13 protein-coding genes are annotated in these 14661 nt (G+C 69.3%); 6 read left to right on the top strand and 7 right to left on the bottom strand.

The window, feature by feature from the left end; all coding sequences use genetic code 11:
- Nucleotides 1-46 precede the first annotated feature (46 nt).
- Nucleotides 47-1207, top strand: coding sequence for an aminotransferase class I/II-fold pyridoxal phosphate-dependent enzyme (locus P3X83_RS27355; RefSeq protein WP_277308103.1), 1161 nt, complete (start codon nt 47-49; stop codon nt 1205-1207).
- The gene (locus tag P3X83_RS27350; protein WP_277308101.1) at nt 1204-1581 is read left to right on the top strand and encodes a hypothetical protein; all 378 of its coding nucleotides are present in this window, start codon (nt 1204-1206) and stop codon (nt 1579-1581) included. Before P3X83_RS27355 ends, P3X83_RS27350 begins: the two co-directional genes overlap by 4 nt.
- A gap of 11 nt (nt 1582-1592) precedes the next feature.
- On the opposite strand, the gene P3X83_RS27345 is transcribed toward P3X83_RS27350, so the two are convergent.
- The 7 genes from P3X83_RS27345 to P3X83_RS27315 form a co-directional block, all read right to left on the bottom strand.
- Nucleotides 1593-2915, bottom strand: coding sequence for a DUF4407 domain-containing protein (locus tag P3X83_RS27345; protein ID WP_277308139.1), 1323 nt, complete (start codon nt 2913-2915; stop codon nt 1593-1595).
- Between the two features lies 1 nt (nt 2916).
- The gene (locus tag P3X83_RS27340) at nt 2917-4041 is read right to left on the bottom strand and encodes a hypothetical protein (RefSeq protein WP_277308100.1); all 1125 of its coding nucleotides are present in this window, start codon (nt 4039-4041) and stop codon (nt 2917-2919) included.
- On the bottom strand, nt 4038-6032 hold the full coding sequence (locus P3X83_RS27335; protein WP_277308099.1) for a hypothetical protein: 1995 nt from the start codon (nt 6030-6032) through the stop codon (nt 4038-4040). The genes P3X83_RS27340 and P3X83_RS27335 overlap by 4 nt, the downstream gene beginning before the upstream one ends.
- A 19-nt stretch (nt 6033-6051) precedes the next feature.
- Nucleotides 6052-6978 carry a hypothetical protein gene (locus P3X83_RS27330; RefSeq protein ID WP_277308097.1) on the bottom strand — a complete coding sequence of 309 codons (927 nt, stop codon included), beginning with the start codon at nt 6976-6978 and terminating at the stop codon, nt 6052-6054.
- A 104-nt stretch (nt 6979-7082) separates the two neighbouring features.
- Nucleotides 7083-7751 (bottom strand): Crp/Fnr family transcriptional regulator, encoded by a 669-nt coding sequence (locus tag P3X83_RS27325; RefSeq protein WP_277308138.1) that lies wholly within the window; start codon nt 7749-7751, stop codon nt 7083-7085.
- 308 nt (nt 7752-8059) lie between these two features.
- Nucleotides 8060-9040, bottom strand: coding sequence for an aldo/keto reductase (locus P3X83_RS27320; protein ID WP_277308137.1), 981 nt, complete (start codon nt 9038-9040; stop codon nt 8060-8062).
- A gap of 7 nt (nt 9041-9047) precedes the next feature.
- The gene (locus tag P3X83_RS27315) at nt 9048-9935 is read right to left on the bottom strand and encodes a carbon-nitrogen hydrolase family protein (protein WP_277308096.1); all 888 of its coding nucleotides are present in this window, start codon (nt 9933-9935) and stop codon (nt 9048-9050) included.
- A gap of 73 nt (nt 9936-10008) precedes the next feature.
- Between P3X83_RS27315 and P3X83_RS27310 the strand changes: the two genes are divergently transcribed.
- Genes P3X83_RS27310 through P3X83_RS27295 form a run of 4 tightly spaced genes read left to right on the top strand, consistent with a single transcriptional unit; the run spans nt 10009 to nt 14661 of the window.
- On the top strand, nt 10009-11418 hold the full coding sequence (locus P3X83_RS27310; protein WP_277308095.1) for an amidase: 1410 nt from the start codon (nt 10009-10011) through the stop codon (nt 11416-11418).
- Between the two features lie 27 nt (nt 11419-11445).
- Nucleotides 11446-13029, top strand: a complete 1584-nt coding sequence (locus tag P3X83_RS27305; protein ID WP_277308094.1) for an AMP-binding protein — start codon at nt 11446-11448, stop codon at nt 13027-13029.
- A complete protein-coding gene (locus tag P3X83_RS27300; protein WP_277308093.1) occupies nt 13022-14224 on the top strand; it encodes a thiolase family protein in 1203 nt (400 codons plus the stop codon). Before P3X83_RS27305 ends, P3X83_RS27300 begins: the two co-directional genes overlap by 8 nt.
- Nucleotides 14215-14661, top strand: a complete 447-nt coding sequence (locus tag P3X83_RS27295) for an OB-fold domain-containing protein (protein ID WP_277308092.1) — start codon at nt 14215-14217, stop codon at nt 14659-14661. The genes P3X83_RS27300 and P3X83_RS27295 overlap by 10 nt, the downstream gene beginning before the upstream one ends.

Here is a 14661-nt window from a genome sequence, read left to right as displayed (position 1 = left end):
ACAATATCAGCGCCAAACGCGGGCCCATCCTTCCTAGGCTGTGCGTATGTCGCGACCCCGCACGCCGTCCCCGCAACCCCGCACGACAAGCGCCGTCCCGCCGGTGCACATCTCGACCATCCAGCGGACCGACGACGAGGTGTACCTCGACATCGGCGCGCACGAAGGGCTGAACGAGTACTGGTACTCCCGGCTGCGCAATCCCACCTCCGACGCGACCGCCGCCCGGATCGCCGAGCTGGAGGACGGCGCGGAGGGCCTGCTGTTCGCCAGCGGGATGGCCGCCATCAGCACCACGCTGCTCTGCCTCGCGGACGCCGGCACCACCGTGGTCGCCGCCCGCGAGCTCTACGGTGACACCCTCACCCTGCTCCAGCGGGATCTGCCCAGGTGGGGCATCGACGTCGTGCTGGTGCCCATCGCCGACCACGACGCCTGGCGTCGCGCGCTGGCGCGGCCACAGCCCACGATCGCGTACGTCGAGACGATCTCCAACCCGCAGCTCCGGGTCGCCGACCTCCCCGCCCTGGCGGAGCTCGCCCACGAGCAAGGGGCCCGGCTGGTGGTGGACAACACCTTCGCCACGCCGTACACCTGCCGACCCCTCGGGCACGGCGCCGACGTCGTCGTCCACTCCGCCACCAAGTTCCTCAACGGGCACGCCGACGTGACTGCGGGCGCGGTGGTCACCGATTCCGCCACGGCCACCCGGCTGCGCAGGCAGACGGTGACCCTGGGCGGCATCGCGGATCCCTGGGCGGCCTCTCAGCTCAGCCGTGGCCTGCGCACCTTCGACCTGCGGCTGAGGGCCCAGTGCGAGACGGCGGCGCGCCTGGCCGAGGAGCTCGGCCGGCATCCCGAAGTGACCCGGGTCATCCACCCGAGCCTCACGAACCACCCCGACCACGACACCGCCGTGCGCGTCCTCGACGGCGGGGCCTGCGCGATGCTCTCCATCGTCGTCGGCGGCGGAGACGAGCGGGCCCGCGCGGTCATGCGTCGGCTGACCCACTTCTTCGAGGCCACGAGCCTCGGCTTCACCGACTCGCTCATCAGCGCGCCGCCGACGTCGTCCCACATCACGATGACGCCCGAGGAGCGGGCCGCCATCGGCATCCCGCCCGGCATGCTGCGCATGTCGATCGGCCTGGAACCGTTCGAGACCCTGCTCGGCGACCTGACCGGCGCGCTCAAGGAGGACTCATGACCGATCTGCACGACGATGTCTTCGCCGTCTCACCGGACATTCGCTACGTCGCGGTGGCGACGGACGGACGCGTCACCACCCGCTCCCGCGCGGACCTTGCCGACGCCTCGGCGGCGGAGAGCGACCTCTACGAGGAACTCCTGGTCAACCCCACCTTGATCACCCTCGCGGGCCGGCGCGGCGACATCGACTGCGGGGGCCTCGATCACCTGATCATCGGCTACGGCCACTTCCACCAGTTGGTCATCCCCCTCACGGACGGCCACCTGTCCATCGCCTTCGAACTGCCCGCCGACCCCGCCGGACACCTCCCGGCCATCGCCGCCCTCCTCGCCACCCACGGTCACCTCCGCCGGGTACGCCCCTCACCTTGACCGGACGGTCGTCATGGTCGCGGGGGCGTCGAGGCCATGAAGGTACGGGCGAGGCTGTCGATGTCCTCGTCCCTCGAGGCCTCGTCGACCCGCTGGTCCCGGTCGATCCGCCCACGTTCTGCTTTGAGCCGGCGCTCCTCTTCACGCAGCCTGATCTCGTACTCGCCGGTCGTCTGCCGCGTGGTGAAGTTCAGTTCAGCCTCATGGCAGGCCGAACTCGCACGCAGTTCCTGTGTCAGGAGGCGGTCGTACTCGGTCTTGCCGTTCAGCGCCTTCGAGAGGATCGGCAGGCAGTCGAGCAGGACGAAGATGATGCGCAACAGCCAGTGAGCGAAGTTGACCATGCCGCTCTCGCCTGCGACCGTGCCCAGGGCCTCCCACCGGTCGAGTAGGCCGATGTCGTCGTAGGTGCGCTCTTTATCCTCTTTCCGCTTGGCGATCTCCTTACTGATGGCCGCCGCGCGTTCCGCTTGAGCGCCGGCGCGATCGGCCGCGAGCGAGCCGATCTCCGCCTTCAGTTTCGCGACCTCCGCCTGCTGCTGAGGAATGTCGTGGCTGGCAAGGAAGGTGGTGAGCTCGTTCTTCCGAGCCCGGCATTCGGGGCCGTTCCCGGTCACGCCCGTGGTCTGGTCCCGGACCTTGACGCCATAACACTCCCGGTCGCGGAGGCCCTTCAGCGACTCATGCTGTCGTACGTCCGCCGCCAACCTATCTTCCGCGGCTTTGAGGACGCTCTGCCGGTGCGCCAGGTTGCCCTCGACGGCGAGTGCCCGGTCGCCGCCTTCAATGATGTAACCGGTGCAGTCGACATCCGAAGGAGCCGGCCCCTTGAAGGGATTGCATTGCTTGGACCGGCTCTCCGTCAGACTGATCGCGTTGTCACGTTCCTCCATGATCTGCCGGTCGAGCCGTTCCTGGAAAATCTTGAGGGTGAGCGGCTCGGCGATGAAGACGCCGATGACGATGGCGAGCGCGAGCCGGATCAGTACATTGCCCCAGCGGAACCAGCCGTCATTGTCGCCATGCAGACCTGTGATCAAGAATCGGTCGATGTTAGCGATGATCAAGCCCCACAGCACCGCGATCGGCACCAGGTACAGCAAAGACGCCTGCGAGAGCAGGGTCAGTCCGCCCAGCATGGAGGTGCCCGCGATGAGCGCGGTGCTGACCACGATTCCGCCGAGGCTGGTGTAGCGGGAACGCTCCTGAGGAACACTCGCCAGGATCTTCTCGTCGACTCCCGTGAACCGGCGCAGGAACGCTCCGAGTGTGGGCGTCTCCCGTCGCCGGGGGTGCCGTACGTGCTGTTCAGCCGCCTTGCGGCCGTGGAGCATGTCAACCACGGACGTCCTCCTCCATGAAGAAGTCGTCACCTGCGTCGCCCGCCGTCACCTCGGCGCGAGCCTCGTAGGCGGGTCCTTCGAGGTCCTTCGGCCCTGCTTCCGCCTCAACGTCGTCGAAGGTGGCGAGCAGTTCCTTGCCGGTCGTCTCGTTGAACAGCCCTTGGGAGATCGCCGCCCGTACAACGTCGGCCCGGGCGCGTTCCTGAACGACCTGCATCTCGTGCTCACGCTGAATCTCGTGCTGCATTGCGGTGTACTCCCGGTCGCCCAAGGTGGCATAGCGGTCGGCGATCTGCTGATCGCTGAGACCGGGGGTGGTGGCGTACAGGCCGTCGGCGGCGCCGGGGCCACTGTTCAGGAAGTCCTTGACCTTCGTGGCCTCGGTGATCTGCTGATCCCGGTCGAGGGCCGCCTCCTGCCGGGTGAAGTCGTTCGCGCTGTGGCCCTTGGTGTGCAGGTAGTCCTGCTCATCGAGTTCGAAGTCACGGTCGAGCTTGCGTTTTGCGTCGCGGAGGCCGTGTTCGCCGTGGATGTTGTGCAGGCTGGTCTCGTAGTGCCGTCGCCCTTGGGCGATCTCGTCGGGGGCGTACACGTCGAGGCCGGCGAATTCGACAGACATGCCGGGCAGCGCACAGGGAACCAGGGTCGTGTAAGCCTTGACCTGGGCGTGCACGTTCTTCCACAACTCGTGGACCTCGTGCAGTCCGTAGCCGCGGCCGAGGTCGAAGAGCTTGTGGTAAGCCCGGATGTAGGTGACCAGATGCTCGGTGACTTCGGTCAGGCCGGCGCGCACCACCTTGATCGGTTCGTCGACCGTGCAGCGGAACTGCACCACGACCGTGAAGTCGTGCGCGCCGGAGGACCTGATCGACACGTTGATCGTCACCGGGTGGTCCTTGGCCATGTCCACGACGCTGACGCTCTCGCCGTGCAGCACGTGAGCTTCGTCGCCGCGCAACCGCCTGTCGCCCAGCACGAACGTGCCGTCGTACTCGAAGACGAGCCGCTGGTGCGGGAGCTGGCGGGGCAGGCTGGAGATCGGGCGGCGCGGTCTGCTCAGGAACCTCTGCCTGGCGACAGGCTCAAGAGCGACCTGCCTGATCACGGGATAGCTCATGGACGCTTTCCAATGGTGTCGAGAGACAGTACGGCGGGGCTCAGGAAGACCCGGAGCAGCGACAGGAGAATCTCCAGCCGGTTCTCGTCGGCGTTGCGGGAGATGGCGTAGCGCCGCAGGTCATAGGCCAGCAGCGGCCGTTCCTTAGCGGGGAGAGTCGCCACGAGCGCGGCGAACAGCGCACGGACACGGTCGCACTCGTCGCCGTCGCGCTCATCGAAGGCGCAGACGGCGTCATACAGGGCGGCCAGCGCGTCCTTGCGGTGTGGACGCTTGACCAGGACCGCGGCCCAGAGTTTGGCCAGGGGGGCGGCCGAATCGGGGCGGCTGCGCAGGTGAACGGTGACCGTGGGGATCCCGACACCGTCCGCGCGAGCCGACAGCACACTCAGGATCCCCCGGATCAGCGGATCGACCGCACGGCCGATCCGCCGGTCATTGCCGATCCGATGCGCCAGCCAGTCAAGCATCGGGAGGGCATTGCCGGTGGCCTCGGTCAGCGCCGCGAACAGCCGCGCCAGTGCGATCTCCGCATGCCGGACCGGCTTATCACTGTCCCTGATCTGCAGCCAGAGCATCCGAGCGGCCTCCAACGGGAACCGAATGCCCAGCTCGCCGGACCAGGCAAGGGTGGCGGTGAACCTGGGCCGGGCGGCGGACGACCTCGTCCACGAGCTGACCGTGCGCAGGACCTCCGGGCGGGTCGTCTCGTCCAGGCACAGCCAGGAGACGGCCATCGCGGCGGTGGCCTGGCTGCGCATGACGCCTCGTCCGCGCGCCCACGGGGTGAGAAACGCACTCTCGACGTGCGAGTACCCGGCGACGAAGGCCAGGATGGCAACTCCTCTGGCGATCTCCGCCTGTGCGCTCGGGTTACGCAGGGCGGCGCACTCGTGCAGCCATTCGGTGACCGGATCCCACAGCCGCATGCCGTGCCGCTGGTACAGCTCCCGCATCACATGTGTCCGGTGGCCCTCGACCTTGAACCTCAGTCTGCGTTCCGGTGACAGGCTGAACAGCGAGCCCTCTGCCACTCGGAGCAGACGGCGGCTCGGCATCGGATCATCCGCCGAGACGGCCTCGGCGGCTTCCGTGCCGATGCCGGCGATCGACTCCAACCGGGCGAGCAACTCCTCGAAGCCGCGTTCCGGCAGGCCGGCGGTGAAGGCCATGGCGGCCATCTCGAAGAGCTCACCCCGGGTACGCGGGCCGTCGAACCAGGTGGCCACCTCACGCCGGCCGGCGGACTCCAGCCTGCCGAGCGCGTCGTCCAGCGGAACCCCGTCCGCCAGATCACGCGCCAGTGTCACCACATCGGTCATGGCGTAGTCGCTGGTGATCTGTGCGACCGCCTCCCACGCGATCTCGGACGCCACCCGATGAGCCAGCAAAACGTCACGGACCGGCGGCGGCAGCCAGGGGATCTGATCTCCTTCTGGCAGCGAAGTGGCGGTCCCGGTGATCACCAGGTAGGCCCCGGCATCGCGAACCCGGCGCCTGATCTCCCGTACGTGGAAGTCGGCGATGCTCCCATCGACATCGTCATTGGGCCAGTCGCACAGCAGGTAGCCGTGCGCCTTGCGGTATTCCCGGGCTGCCAGCTTCTCCAGCGTGTAGGCCGGACTGAGCTCGACCACCTCACGCCGCCCGCCGACGAAGTCATGCAGCAGGTTGAGCGCCGCCGTCCGGCGGCCGGTACCGGCCTTGCCGATCAGGGCCACCATGTTGCCGCTTTCCAGTCGTTCCGCCGCGGCCCGGTAGGTGGTGTGGCGCACATAGCCGGTGCGGGCCTCCTCCATCTCGTACGGGGGCACCGGGCCGGACGCGCGGCGGGACTCCGGGCGGGAACCCGTGATGCCGAACGAGGCTCCTCCGATGCTGCCGTGGATGTGGTTGATGACGGTCTGGACCTGGGAGATCTGGGCGAAACTCTCGTCCGCCACCTCGGTCTGATCGGTCAGGTCGACCGGGGTGGCCGGCTCACCGACCATGACTCCCTCGCCGGGCGAGTCAGTTTCGGATACCAAAGTTGATTCCCTCACCGGAAACGGGGGCGGTGATCTGGTTCACGGTCATCTGTTGTGCGTTGAACCGCTGCGCGAACTTCTCCGCGGTGGGGTCGGCGCGCATCAACTGCTCCAGAGACTCCAGCAGGTCGTCGCGCGACTCCGGGTCGGCCGGTCGGCCCTGCTCGGACCGGAACTCCTTGATCTTCGCGAGTAGTTTCCGTGCGCCGCCGAGTCCGGTCTCGGTGCCGTACGCGCCGAGGCGTTCGAGGGCGCCTCCAACGATCAGCGGCCACAGGGTGTCGGCGACCGCAGGCAGGTTGTCCATGTTGAGCGTTCCCTTCTGATCCAGGTCTTCCGCGGGAATCCACATCCAGGCGATCTCGGTGCGTTCCTTGGTCGGCACCGTCACCCGGGTGAAGGACTCCGGCCGGTAGGAGGTGTGGAACTGTCGAATGACGTCCTCATAGAGCCGATCGGTGAGAATGAGCACCAGGTCGGCGCGCGGGTTCACCTTCAGGGCAGTACGCGCGGCCTCCGCGTCGAGCAGTCGGCAGGTCGTCACCACGACCTGGCCGACGAAGCCCATCTCGCCACGTTTCACGACTCCATGGCCGATCGAGACGCGTATCCGCAGGCGGGCGTCGTCTCGGCGGTCGCGGTTGTGGTCGTAGAGCGCCTTGCGCACGCGGCGGACCAGGTCGTCGACGACCCGGAGCTCAGGCACCTCCTCGGGGAGGACGGCGATCTCACCGTCGCCGGCCTCCTGGCGGGCCCAGGTCTCGCGGCGCAGTCCGGCCTCTCGGGCACCACGGTCCATGACCTGGGCCAGGCCCGACTGAATCGAGTCGTGCCGTAGATCATCACCGCGGCCGTATCCCTCCGCGTCGACCGCCATGACCAAGCGGCGGCTGAAATCAGAATCAAGCATCACGTCACCTTGTGGTTGCGGGGAAGATCGACAGGAGTGACCAGGAGATCGCCGGAGACAGAGCCTGGCGAAGACCTCTTCGCCCCGAGACGTACCAGTACGCTTTACCGGAATTCAGCCAGACCGACCGGGTCGATGACGATCTTCCGCCGATGACCGAGGGCGATCAGTTCGAGGTCTTTGAAACGTCGGATCGCTTTGAATACGGCGTCCTTTTTGGCCCCGACAAGGTTGGCGATCTCCGCATGGGTGAGATCGACTCCGAGGTCTCGCCTTCCATCGACTCGGTCCGCCCCGTGCCGGCCGGCGATTTCCAGGAGCACATTCGCGACTCGTACCGGCACGCTGAACTGCGCGAAGTCACACCTTCGCCGATTGGCCCAGTCGAGCCGGTCGGCGATCATTCGGGCCAGTGCGTTCCAGGCCGCCGGATGGCGATCGAGGAAGTCGGTGAAGACGTGTGCGCGGATGACATGTACCAACAAGGGGCTACATGTGGTCACCATGGCCGCCCGTGGCTGCCTGCGCAGAGCGGCCAGTTCACCCACCACATCGCCGCTGACGCGGATGCCCAGCATGGCCGCTCCGCCCGATTCCAGGTAGGCCGTCACCTTCACGCACGCCGTGCGACGCTGCCCCGGCATGGAACGCAGCAGATAGACCTCGGACCTCTCTTGATCTCCCTGGTGTATGAGTGGCTCGCCGGCCGCTCTAGCGGATGATGGCGCGAGAGTCAGAAGTTCCGTCCGGTCCTGGGGGCTGAGTCGGTCCATGAGCGTGCCGACGGGCCACCTGGCCGGAAAACGATCATCCATTACGATCATGCGCCTTGAGTCATTGTTGTTGAGCTGTAGAAGCCACATCCTTAAATGGACGGATGCCAGCTTTGCCTGGCCCACAGAGACAGGCTTTCGCGGCAGTATATCCAGCCGTCGATGGAAGAAGGTTAATACCGCAGAATCGGAATAATGTCCGATCAAATGTGAATTTCGAAAGCGCCAGCACCGTCTGCGGCTTATGTCCCTATAGGGATGCCTGCTGTGCCGACCGTCCTCATCCGTGGCGGCCAGAGCCCTTGGGTTCAGTCGTCGAGGAGCTTCATCCGGTCCGGCGCGTAGCGTTCGCCGCGGATGGCGTCGGCGGGGACGGCTTGCGCCGCTGCGGTGATGTCCGCCTCGGTGAGGGTGAGGGTGGCCGCCGTCAGGTTCTCTTCGAGGTGGGCGCGGGTGGTGGCGCCCTGGATGGGGACCACGTCCTGGCCCTGGGCGAGGAGCCAGGCCAGGGCGAGCTGGGCCGGGGTGATGCCGAGCCGGGTCGCCTGGGCGGTCAGGGCGTCGACGATCGCGAGGTTGTGCCGCAGGTTGCCGTCGGCGAAGCGGGGCTGGGCCACGCGGCGGAAGTCGTCGGCGTCGAAATCGGTGGCCGACCGGTACTTGCCGGTGAGGAAGCCGCGGCCGAGAGGGGCGTACGGCGCGATGCCGATGCCCAGCTCACGGCACAGGGCGAGCTGGTCGCCTTCGATCTCGCGCGACCACAGCGACCATTCGTTCTGCAGCGTGGCGATCGGGTGCACCGCGTGGGCGCGGCGGATCGTCTCCCGGGACGCCTCCGAGAGCCCGATGTGGCGCACCTTGCCCTCGGCGACGAGTTCGGCGAGGGCGCCGACGGTGTCCTCGATCGGTACCGCAGGATCCACGCGATGTTGCTGGTAGAGGTCGATGTGCTCGACGCCGAGGCGTCTGAGCGACGCCTCGCAGGCCGAGCGGACGTAGTCGGGCCGTCCGCAGACGCCCGTCGTCCGGCCGCCGTGCCGCACCACGCCGAACTTGGTGGCGAGCACGACCTGGTCGCGGCGACCCGCGATCGCCCGGCCGACCAGTTCCTCGTTCGCGCCCGATCCGTACGCGTCGGCGGTGTCGAGCAGGGTCACGCCGAGGTCGAGCGCGCGGTGGATGGCGGCGAGGGATTCCGATTCGTCGTTGGCGCCGTAGTAGTCGCTCATCGCCATGCATCCCAGGGCGAGCGCGCCGACCCGGAGCGGGCCGAGGCGGCGGAGCGGCATCGTCACGTTAGCGCCCCTTCCCGGTCGGCATGGTGGACGGGTCCGACAGCGGCGCGGTGATCGGTGCGTACAGCTCGGGCCGCCGGTCGCGGAACAGGGTCAGGTAGCGGCGCTGCGCCGACAGTTGGCCGGCCACCAGGGTGGCGCGGATGCTCTCCTCGTCCTGGCCGGCCGAGGCGGCGAGGGTGCCGCCGTCCGGACCGGCGATCGCGCTGTGCCCGAAGAAGACCTGGTCGTGGTCGGTGCCGGTCCGGTTGCAGCCGGCGAAGAACAGCGCGTTCTCCATGGCCCGGGTCGCGCAGCGGGCGATGATGCTGGTCTCGGGCACCCGGCCCGGCTGCACCGCGGCCGCCCACAGCGACAGGATGATCTCGGCGCCGTCGAGCGCCTGGACGCGGGCGAGTTCGGGGAACCGCACGTCGTAGCAGAGCTGGAGCCCGATCCGGCCGAGCGAGGTGGCGTAGGTGGCGACGTGGTCGCCGGGCACGTAGTACTCCTTCTCGTCCCGGCACGCGTGCACCTTGTGCTGGACGCCGACGAGCTCGCCGTCCGGATCGATCAGCACGGCGGCGTTGTACAGCAGTTCGGGGATCCGCGGGTGCCGCTGCGAGATGCCGGCCACCACGTGCGCGCCGGACCGCCGGGCCGCGTCGGCCAGCCGCTCGGTGGTCGGTCCGGGCACCGTCTCGGACGCGGCGTACAGACGACGGGCGTAGTCGTCGTCACGCGCCGACCGCACGTATCCGGTGTTGCTCAGCTCGGGGAAGACCACCAGTTCGGCGCCGTGCGCGCCCGCTTCGGCGAGCACCAGCTCGGCCATCCGCTCGGCGTTGCGCTCCGGCGCGAGCGTCTCGCTGCTGAACTGCACGAGCGAGACCTGTACGTTCTCCTTCACCGCACCCCCTTCTTCGGCAAACCATACCGAGATACCTTCATTTCATCTAGTGGTCTAGCAGGAGGAGGCGCCGATGCGGCCGGAAGAGGTGGTGCACGCTTCGGCGAGCGCCCTAACCGGGGCATATCGCGACGGCCGGGTGAGCCCCGTCGAGGTGACGCGGGCCGTGCTCGAACGGATCAGGCGGGACAATCCGGTGCTGCGCGCCTACTGCCTGGTGGACGAGGACCGTGCTCTCGTGCAGGCCGAGGCGTCACACCGGCGGTGGCGGCGAGGCGAGCCGCTCGGCCCGCTGGACGGCGTGCCGGCCTCGATCAAGGACCTGTTCCTCACCGCCGGCTGGCCGACCCGGCGCGGCTCACAACGCGTCGACCCCGATCAGCCGTGGACGGTGGACAGCCCGGCCGCCGCTCGGTTGCGCGAGGCGGGCGCGGTGCTGATCGGGAAGACCACCACCCCGGAGTTCGGGTGGAAGGCGGTCACCGACAACCCCATCGACGGCGTGACCAGGAACCCGATCGATCCCGGCCTGACCGCCGGGGGATCCAGCGGCGGCAGCGGGGCCGCCCTCGCCGCCGGGATGGGGGCGCTCTCGGTGGCCACCGACGCGGCGGGCTCGACCCGCATCCCCGCCGCGTTCTGCGGGGTCGTCGGGCTGAAGCCGACCTACGGGCGCATCCCCCTCTACCCGGTCAGCGACCTCGACCGGCTCGGATGCGCCGGGCCGATGGCGCGGACCGTCGGCGACGTCGCGGCCCTGCTCGACGTGCTGGCCGTCCCTGACGACCGCGACCCGAGCGCGATGCCCGCGCCGACCGGCTCGCACCGGACCGGGATGCGACGGCCGGTGCGCGGGCTGCGCGCCGCCTACTCCCCCACGCTGGGGTACGCCCGGGTCGAACCCGAGGTCGCGAAGGTGGTCGAGGCCGCGGTGGCCGCGCTGGACGAGGCCGGCGTGCGGGTCCAGGCGGTCGATCCGCCGTTCTCCGATCCGCTGGACGTCTTCACCGTGCTGTGGTCGACCGGCATGGCCCCGCTGCTGCGTTCGCAGTTGGACGGCTCGCCGCACGGCATCGATCGGGGCCTGGCCGAGCTGATCGAGCAGGGCTCCCGCTACTCGATCACCGACTACCTCGCCGCGCGCCGGGCCATGCTCGACATCGGCACCGCGATGGGGGCGTTCCACCGCGATTACGACGTGCTGCTCACCCCGACGGTGCCGATCGAGCCGTTCGAGGCCGGCCACGACGTGCCGCCGGGGAGCACCGCTCGCGGCTGGCTGGAGTGGACGCCCTTCACCTTGCCGTTCAGCCTGTCGCAGCAGCCCGCGCTCAGCGTCCCGGCCGGGGTGACGTCTCGCGGGCTGCCGGTGGGATTGCAGATCGTCGGGGCCCGGCACGCGGAGGACCTGGTGCTGGCCGTGGGCGCCGCGGTCGAGGAGGCACTCGGGTCCACAGCGGACAAAACCGACGATTGTGCCTGATCGGGCTTCTGGGTATCGTGGCGCGAAATGGCCAGACTGCAGAATGAAACGAGGAGTGTCCTGGACATCGCGTACCTACTGCGCAGAGCCGCCCGGATGTACCCGGACGCGCTCGCGGTCGACGACGGCCGGATCGCCCGCACCCACGCGCAGCTCATCCGGCGGGGTGAACGCCTCGCGAACGGGCTCGACCGCCTGAGCGTCCCGCCCGGCGCGGCGGTCGGCATCCTCTCCGGAAACCGAACGGAATACGTGGAAGCGGACGTCGCCCTGGCGCTCGGGCGGCGGGTGCGCGTCGCGCTCAACGCGCGGCTGCACCTGGACGACTTCCGCTACATGGCCAGCGACGCGGGCCTGGCCGCGCTGTTCTACTCGGCCGAGTTCGCCGAGCACGCCGCGGCGCTGGCCGAGGAGCCGGGCGTGGTGCCCATCGCCCTCGACGTCGCCGCCGATGAGGTGAGCGGCGGACACAGCGTCGAGTCGCTCATCGCGGACGCGCCGTCGGCCGTCCGGGTCCGCGACACCGACCCCGAGGGCGTCGCCTGGATCTCGTACACCTCGGGCACCACGGGCCGCCCCAAGGGGGTCGTGCTCTCGCACCGGGCGATCCGGGAGGTCGCCCTCAACCTGCTCCTTGAGGTCGGCCCGGTCGTTCCCGAAGAGCAGATCGTGCTCACCCAACCCATCTCCCACGGCGCCGGGTATTTCGTGTTGCCGTATCTGATGTCCGGCGCGGGCGTCCATGTCATGCGGCAATTCGATCCCGAGCAGGTGTGGCACCTCTCGGGGAACCCGGCCATGCGCACCCTGAAGGCCGTGCCCGCCATGCTGGAGGCCGTCCTCGCCGCCGAGCCGACCACCGGACGCACCGCGAACTGGGGTTTCGAGTCCATCGTGTACGGCGCGTCCGCCATCGCCCCCGCGCTGCTGAACCTCGCGGTGGAGCGCTTCGGCCCCACGCTGGTGCAGGACTACGGCCAGTCGGAGGCGCCGGTCACCATCACGTGCCTGCAGAAGCGCGATCACCTCGATCCGTCGGCGCGGCTGTCGGCCGGCCGTCCCTGGCACAGCGTCGCGGTGGAGGTCCGCGACGGCGACGGAACCCCGCTCGGCCCCGATGAACTGGGCGAGGTCTACGTGCGGGGCAAGCATCTGATGAGCGGTTACCACGGCAAGCCGGCCGAGACCGGCGAGGTGCTGCGCGACGGCTGGCTGCGCACCAAGGACCTCGCGATCACCGATGAACGCGGCTTCGTGTTCCTGCGCGGACGCCGTGACGAAATGATCAATACCGGCGGGTTCAACGTGGCGCCTCGCGAGGTCGAGGACGTGCTGGCGACCTTCCGGAACGTGGAGGAGGTCGTCGTGCTGGGCATGCCCGACGAACGCTGGGGAGACGCGGTGACCGCGGTGGTGCGCCCGTCCGCGGGCACCGAGGTCGACGTCGAGGAGCTGCTGGCCTTCGCCCGGCCCCGGCTGGGCATCCGCGTGCCCAGGCGGGTCGCCGTCTGGCCGCGGATTCCGCGAAACGCCTACGGCAAGGTCGATCGCAACGCCATCCGCGCGGCCCTGGACGGCCCCGGCAGGTCGGCGGAGTCGGCCCATGGCTGAGAACAGGGCTGAGAACACGGCTGAGAACGTGGTGGTGGCCGGTGTGGGCATGCACCCCTTCGGCCGGCATTCCGACAGGTCCCTGAAAGACCTGGTCCGGGTGGCCGGCTTGCGTGCGCTGATCGACGCCGGCATCGGGCCGAAGCGCGTGGGGATGGTGTACTCCTCCAACGCGATGGCGGGCATGCTGCAGGGGCAGGAGATGGTGCGCGGGCAGACCGTGCTGCGCGAGATCGGCATCGAGGGCGTGCCGATCGTCAACGTGGAGAACGCCTGCGCGGGCGGCTCGACCGCGTTCGCGCAGGCCGTCATGGCGATCCGGTCCGGCGCGGCCGACGTCGTGCTGGCGATCGGCTTCGAAAAGATGTTCGTGGCCGACCGTTCCCGCACGCTGGACGCGCTGGAGTCGGCCGCCGACCTCGACGTCGTCGCCGGTCTGGGCATCCAGTTCACCGCCGTGTACGGCCTGCGGCTGCGGCTCCGGCTGGCCGACGGGTCGATCACCCGTCGCGACCTGGCCGAGGTCTCGGTGAAGAGCCACGCGAACGGCGCCCGCAACCCGTACGCGCAGCATCGGGTAGAGGTCACCGCGGAACAGGTGCTGGAGTCGCGCTGCATCGCGGACCCGCTCACCCTGCTGATGTGCAGTTCGATCTGCGACGGCGCGGCGGCCGTGGTGCTGGCCCGCAGCGGGGCGCTGCCGCAGGGGGAGCGTCCTGCGGTGCGCGTCCTGGCCTCGGCGTCCGGATCCGGCTTCACCCTGGACCCGGACGGCGGGCCGTCGGGCGCGACCCTGTGCGCACAACGCGCCTACGAACAGGCCGGAATCGGGCCCGGAGACGTGGACGTCGCCGAGGTGCACGACGCCATGGCCCCGGCCGAACTGCTTTACGCCGAGCAACTGGGCTTCTGCCCGCCCGGCGACGCGGCCGGGTTCTTCCGCAGCGGCGCGACCGCCCTGGACGGCCGGCTGCCGATCAACCCCAGCGGCGGGCTGGCCTCGCGCGGCCATCCGGTGGGAGCCACCGGGCTCGCCCAGTTGGCAGAGCTGACCTGGCAGTTGCGCGGCGAGGCCGGGGAGCGGCAGGTCCGCCGTCCGCGCATCGCGCTGGCGCAGAACAGCGGCGGCTGGCTGGAGGGCGAATCGGCCGCCGTCAACGTACACCTTCTGGAACGGATGGGACGATGGACCTAGCTGCCGCGCTCGACCGCGCCCCGACCGGCGAGCGGCCACGATTCGATCTCGCGGCCGGTGCCCTGGTCGGCGGGCGCTGCGCGAACTGCCGCGCCACGGCGTGGCCGGCTCGCGCGGTTTGTCATCGGTGCGGCGGCGCGGATGTACGGCTCGGCGCGTTCGCCCGTACCGGCACGCTGGTGAGCTGCACCCGCGTCATGGTGCCCCGTCCCGGGCTGGACTCGCCGTACATGCTGGGACAGGTGCGGCTCGACGACGGGCCGGTGGTGTTCGGCCAGATCCTCGGCCTGGACGACCCGGAGGCGGTGCCCTGCCCGGTCGCCGTTCAGGTGGGCGAAGCCCGCTACTGGTTCACCCCCCACGCCGGGGCTTGCATGAGCCGACCGCCGGGCGGCAGAATTGAAACGAGGATATCGTCGGACGAAATGGGCAACTGA

Origin of the sequence: Spongiactinospora sp. TRM90649, from assembly GCF_029382225.1 — a bacterium.
Taxonomy (GTDB): Bacteria; Actinomycetota; Actinomycetes; order Streptosporangiales; family Streptosporangiaceae; genus Spongiactinospora.
Note: the sequence above shows the minus strand (reverse complement) of the source record. Positions and strands in the feature narration are given on the sequence as shown.

Excerpts from the sequence above, each read along its gene's own strand:
- P3X83_RS27330 (WP_277308097.1), bottom strand. The coding sequence starts at position 6,978 with ATGCTTGATTCTGATTTCAGCCGCCGCTTGGTCATGGCGGTCGACGCG.
- P3X83_RS27300 (WP_277308093.1), top strand. The coding sequence starts at position 13,022 with ATGGCTGAGAACAGGGCTGAGAACACGGCTGAGAACGTGGTGGTGGCC.
- P3X83_RS27295 (WP_277308092.1), top strand. The coding sequence starts at position 14,215 with ATGGACCTAGCTGCCGCGCTCGACCGCGCCCCGACCGGCGAGCGGCCA.
- P3X83_RS27355 (WP_277308103.1), top strand. The coding sequence starts at position 47 with ATGTCGCGACCCCGCACGCCGTCCCCGCAACCCCGCACGACAAGCGCC.
- P3X83_RS27325 (WP_277308138.1), bottom strand. The coding sequence starts at position 7,751 with ATGGACCGACTCAGCCCCCAGGACCGGACGGAACTTCTGACTCTCGCG.
- P3X83_RS27345 (WP_277308139.1), bottom strand. The coding sequence starts at position 2,915 with ATGCTCCACGGCCGCAAGGCGGCTGAACAGCACGTACGGCACCCCCGG.
- P3X83_RS27340 (WP_277308100.1), bottom strand. The coding sequence starts at position 4,041 with ATGAGCTATCCCGTGATCAGGCAGGTCGCTCTTGAGCCTGTCGCCAGG.
- P3X83_RS27350 (WP_277308101.1), top strand. The coding sequence starts at position 1,204 with ATGACCGATCTGCACGACGATGTCTTCGCCGTCTCACCGGACATTCGC.
- P3X83_RS27310 (WP_277308095.1), top strand. The coding sequence starts at position 10,009 with ATGCGGCCGGAAGAGGTGGTGCACGCTTCGGCGAGCGCCCTAACCGGG.
- P3X83_RS27320 (WP_277308137.1), bottom strand. The coding sequence starts at position 9,040 with ATGCCGCTCCGCCGCCTCGGCCCGCTCCGGGTCGGCGCGCTCGCCCTG.
- P3X83_RS27335 (WP_277308099.1), bottom strand. The coding sequence starts at position 6,032 with ATGGTCGGTGAGCCGGCCACCCCGGTCGACCTGACCGATCAGACCGAG.
- P3X83_RS27305 (WP_277308094.1), top strand. The coding sequence starts at position 11,446 with ATGGCCAGACTGCAGAATGAAACGAGGAGTGTCCTGGACATCGCGTAC.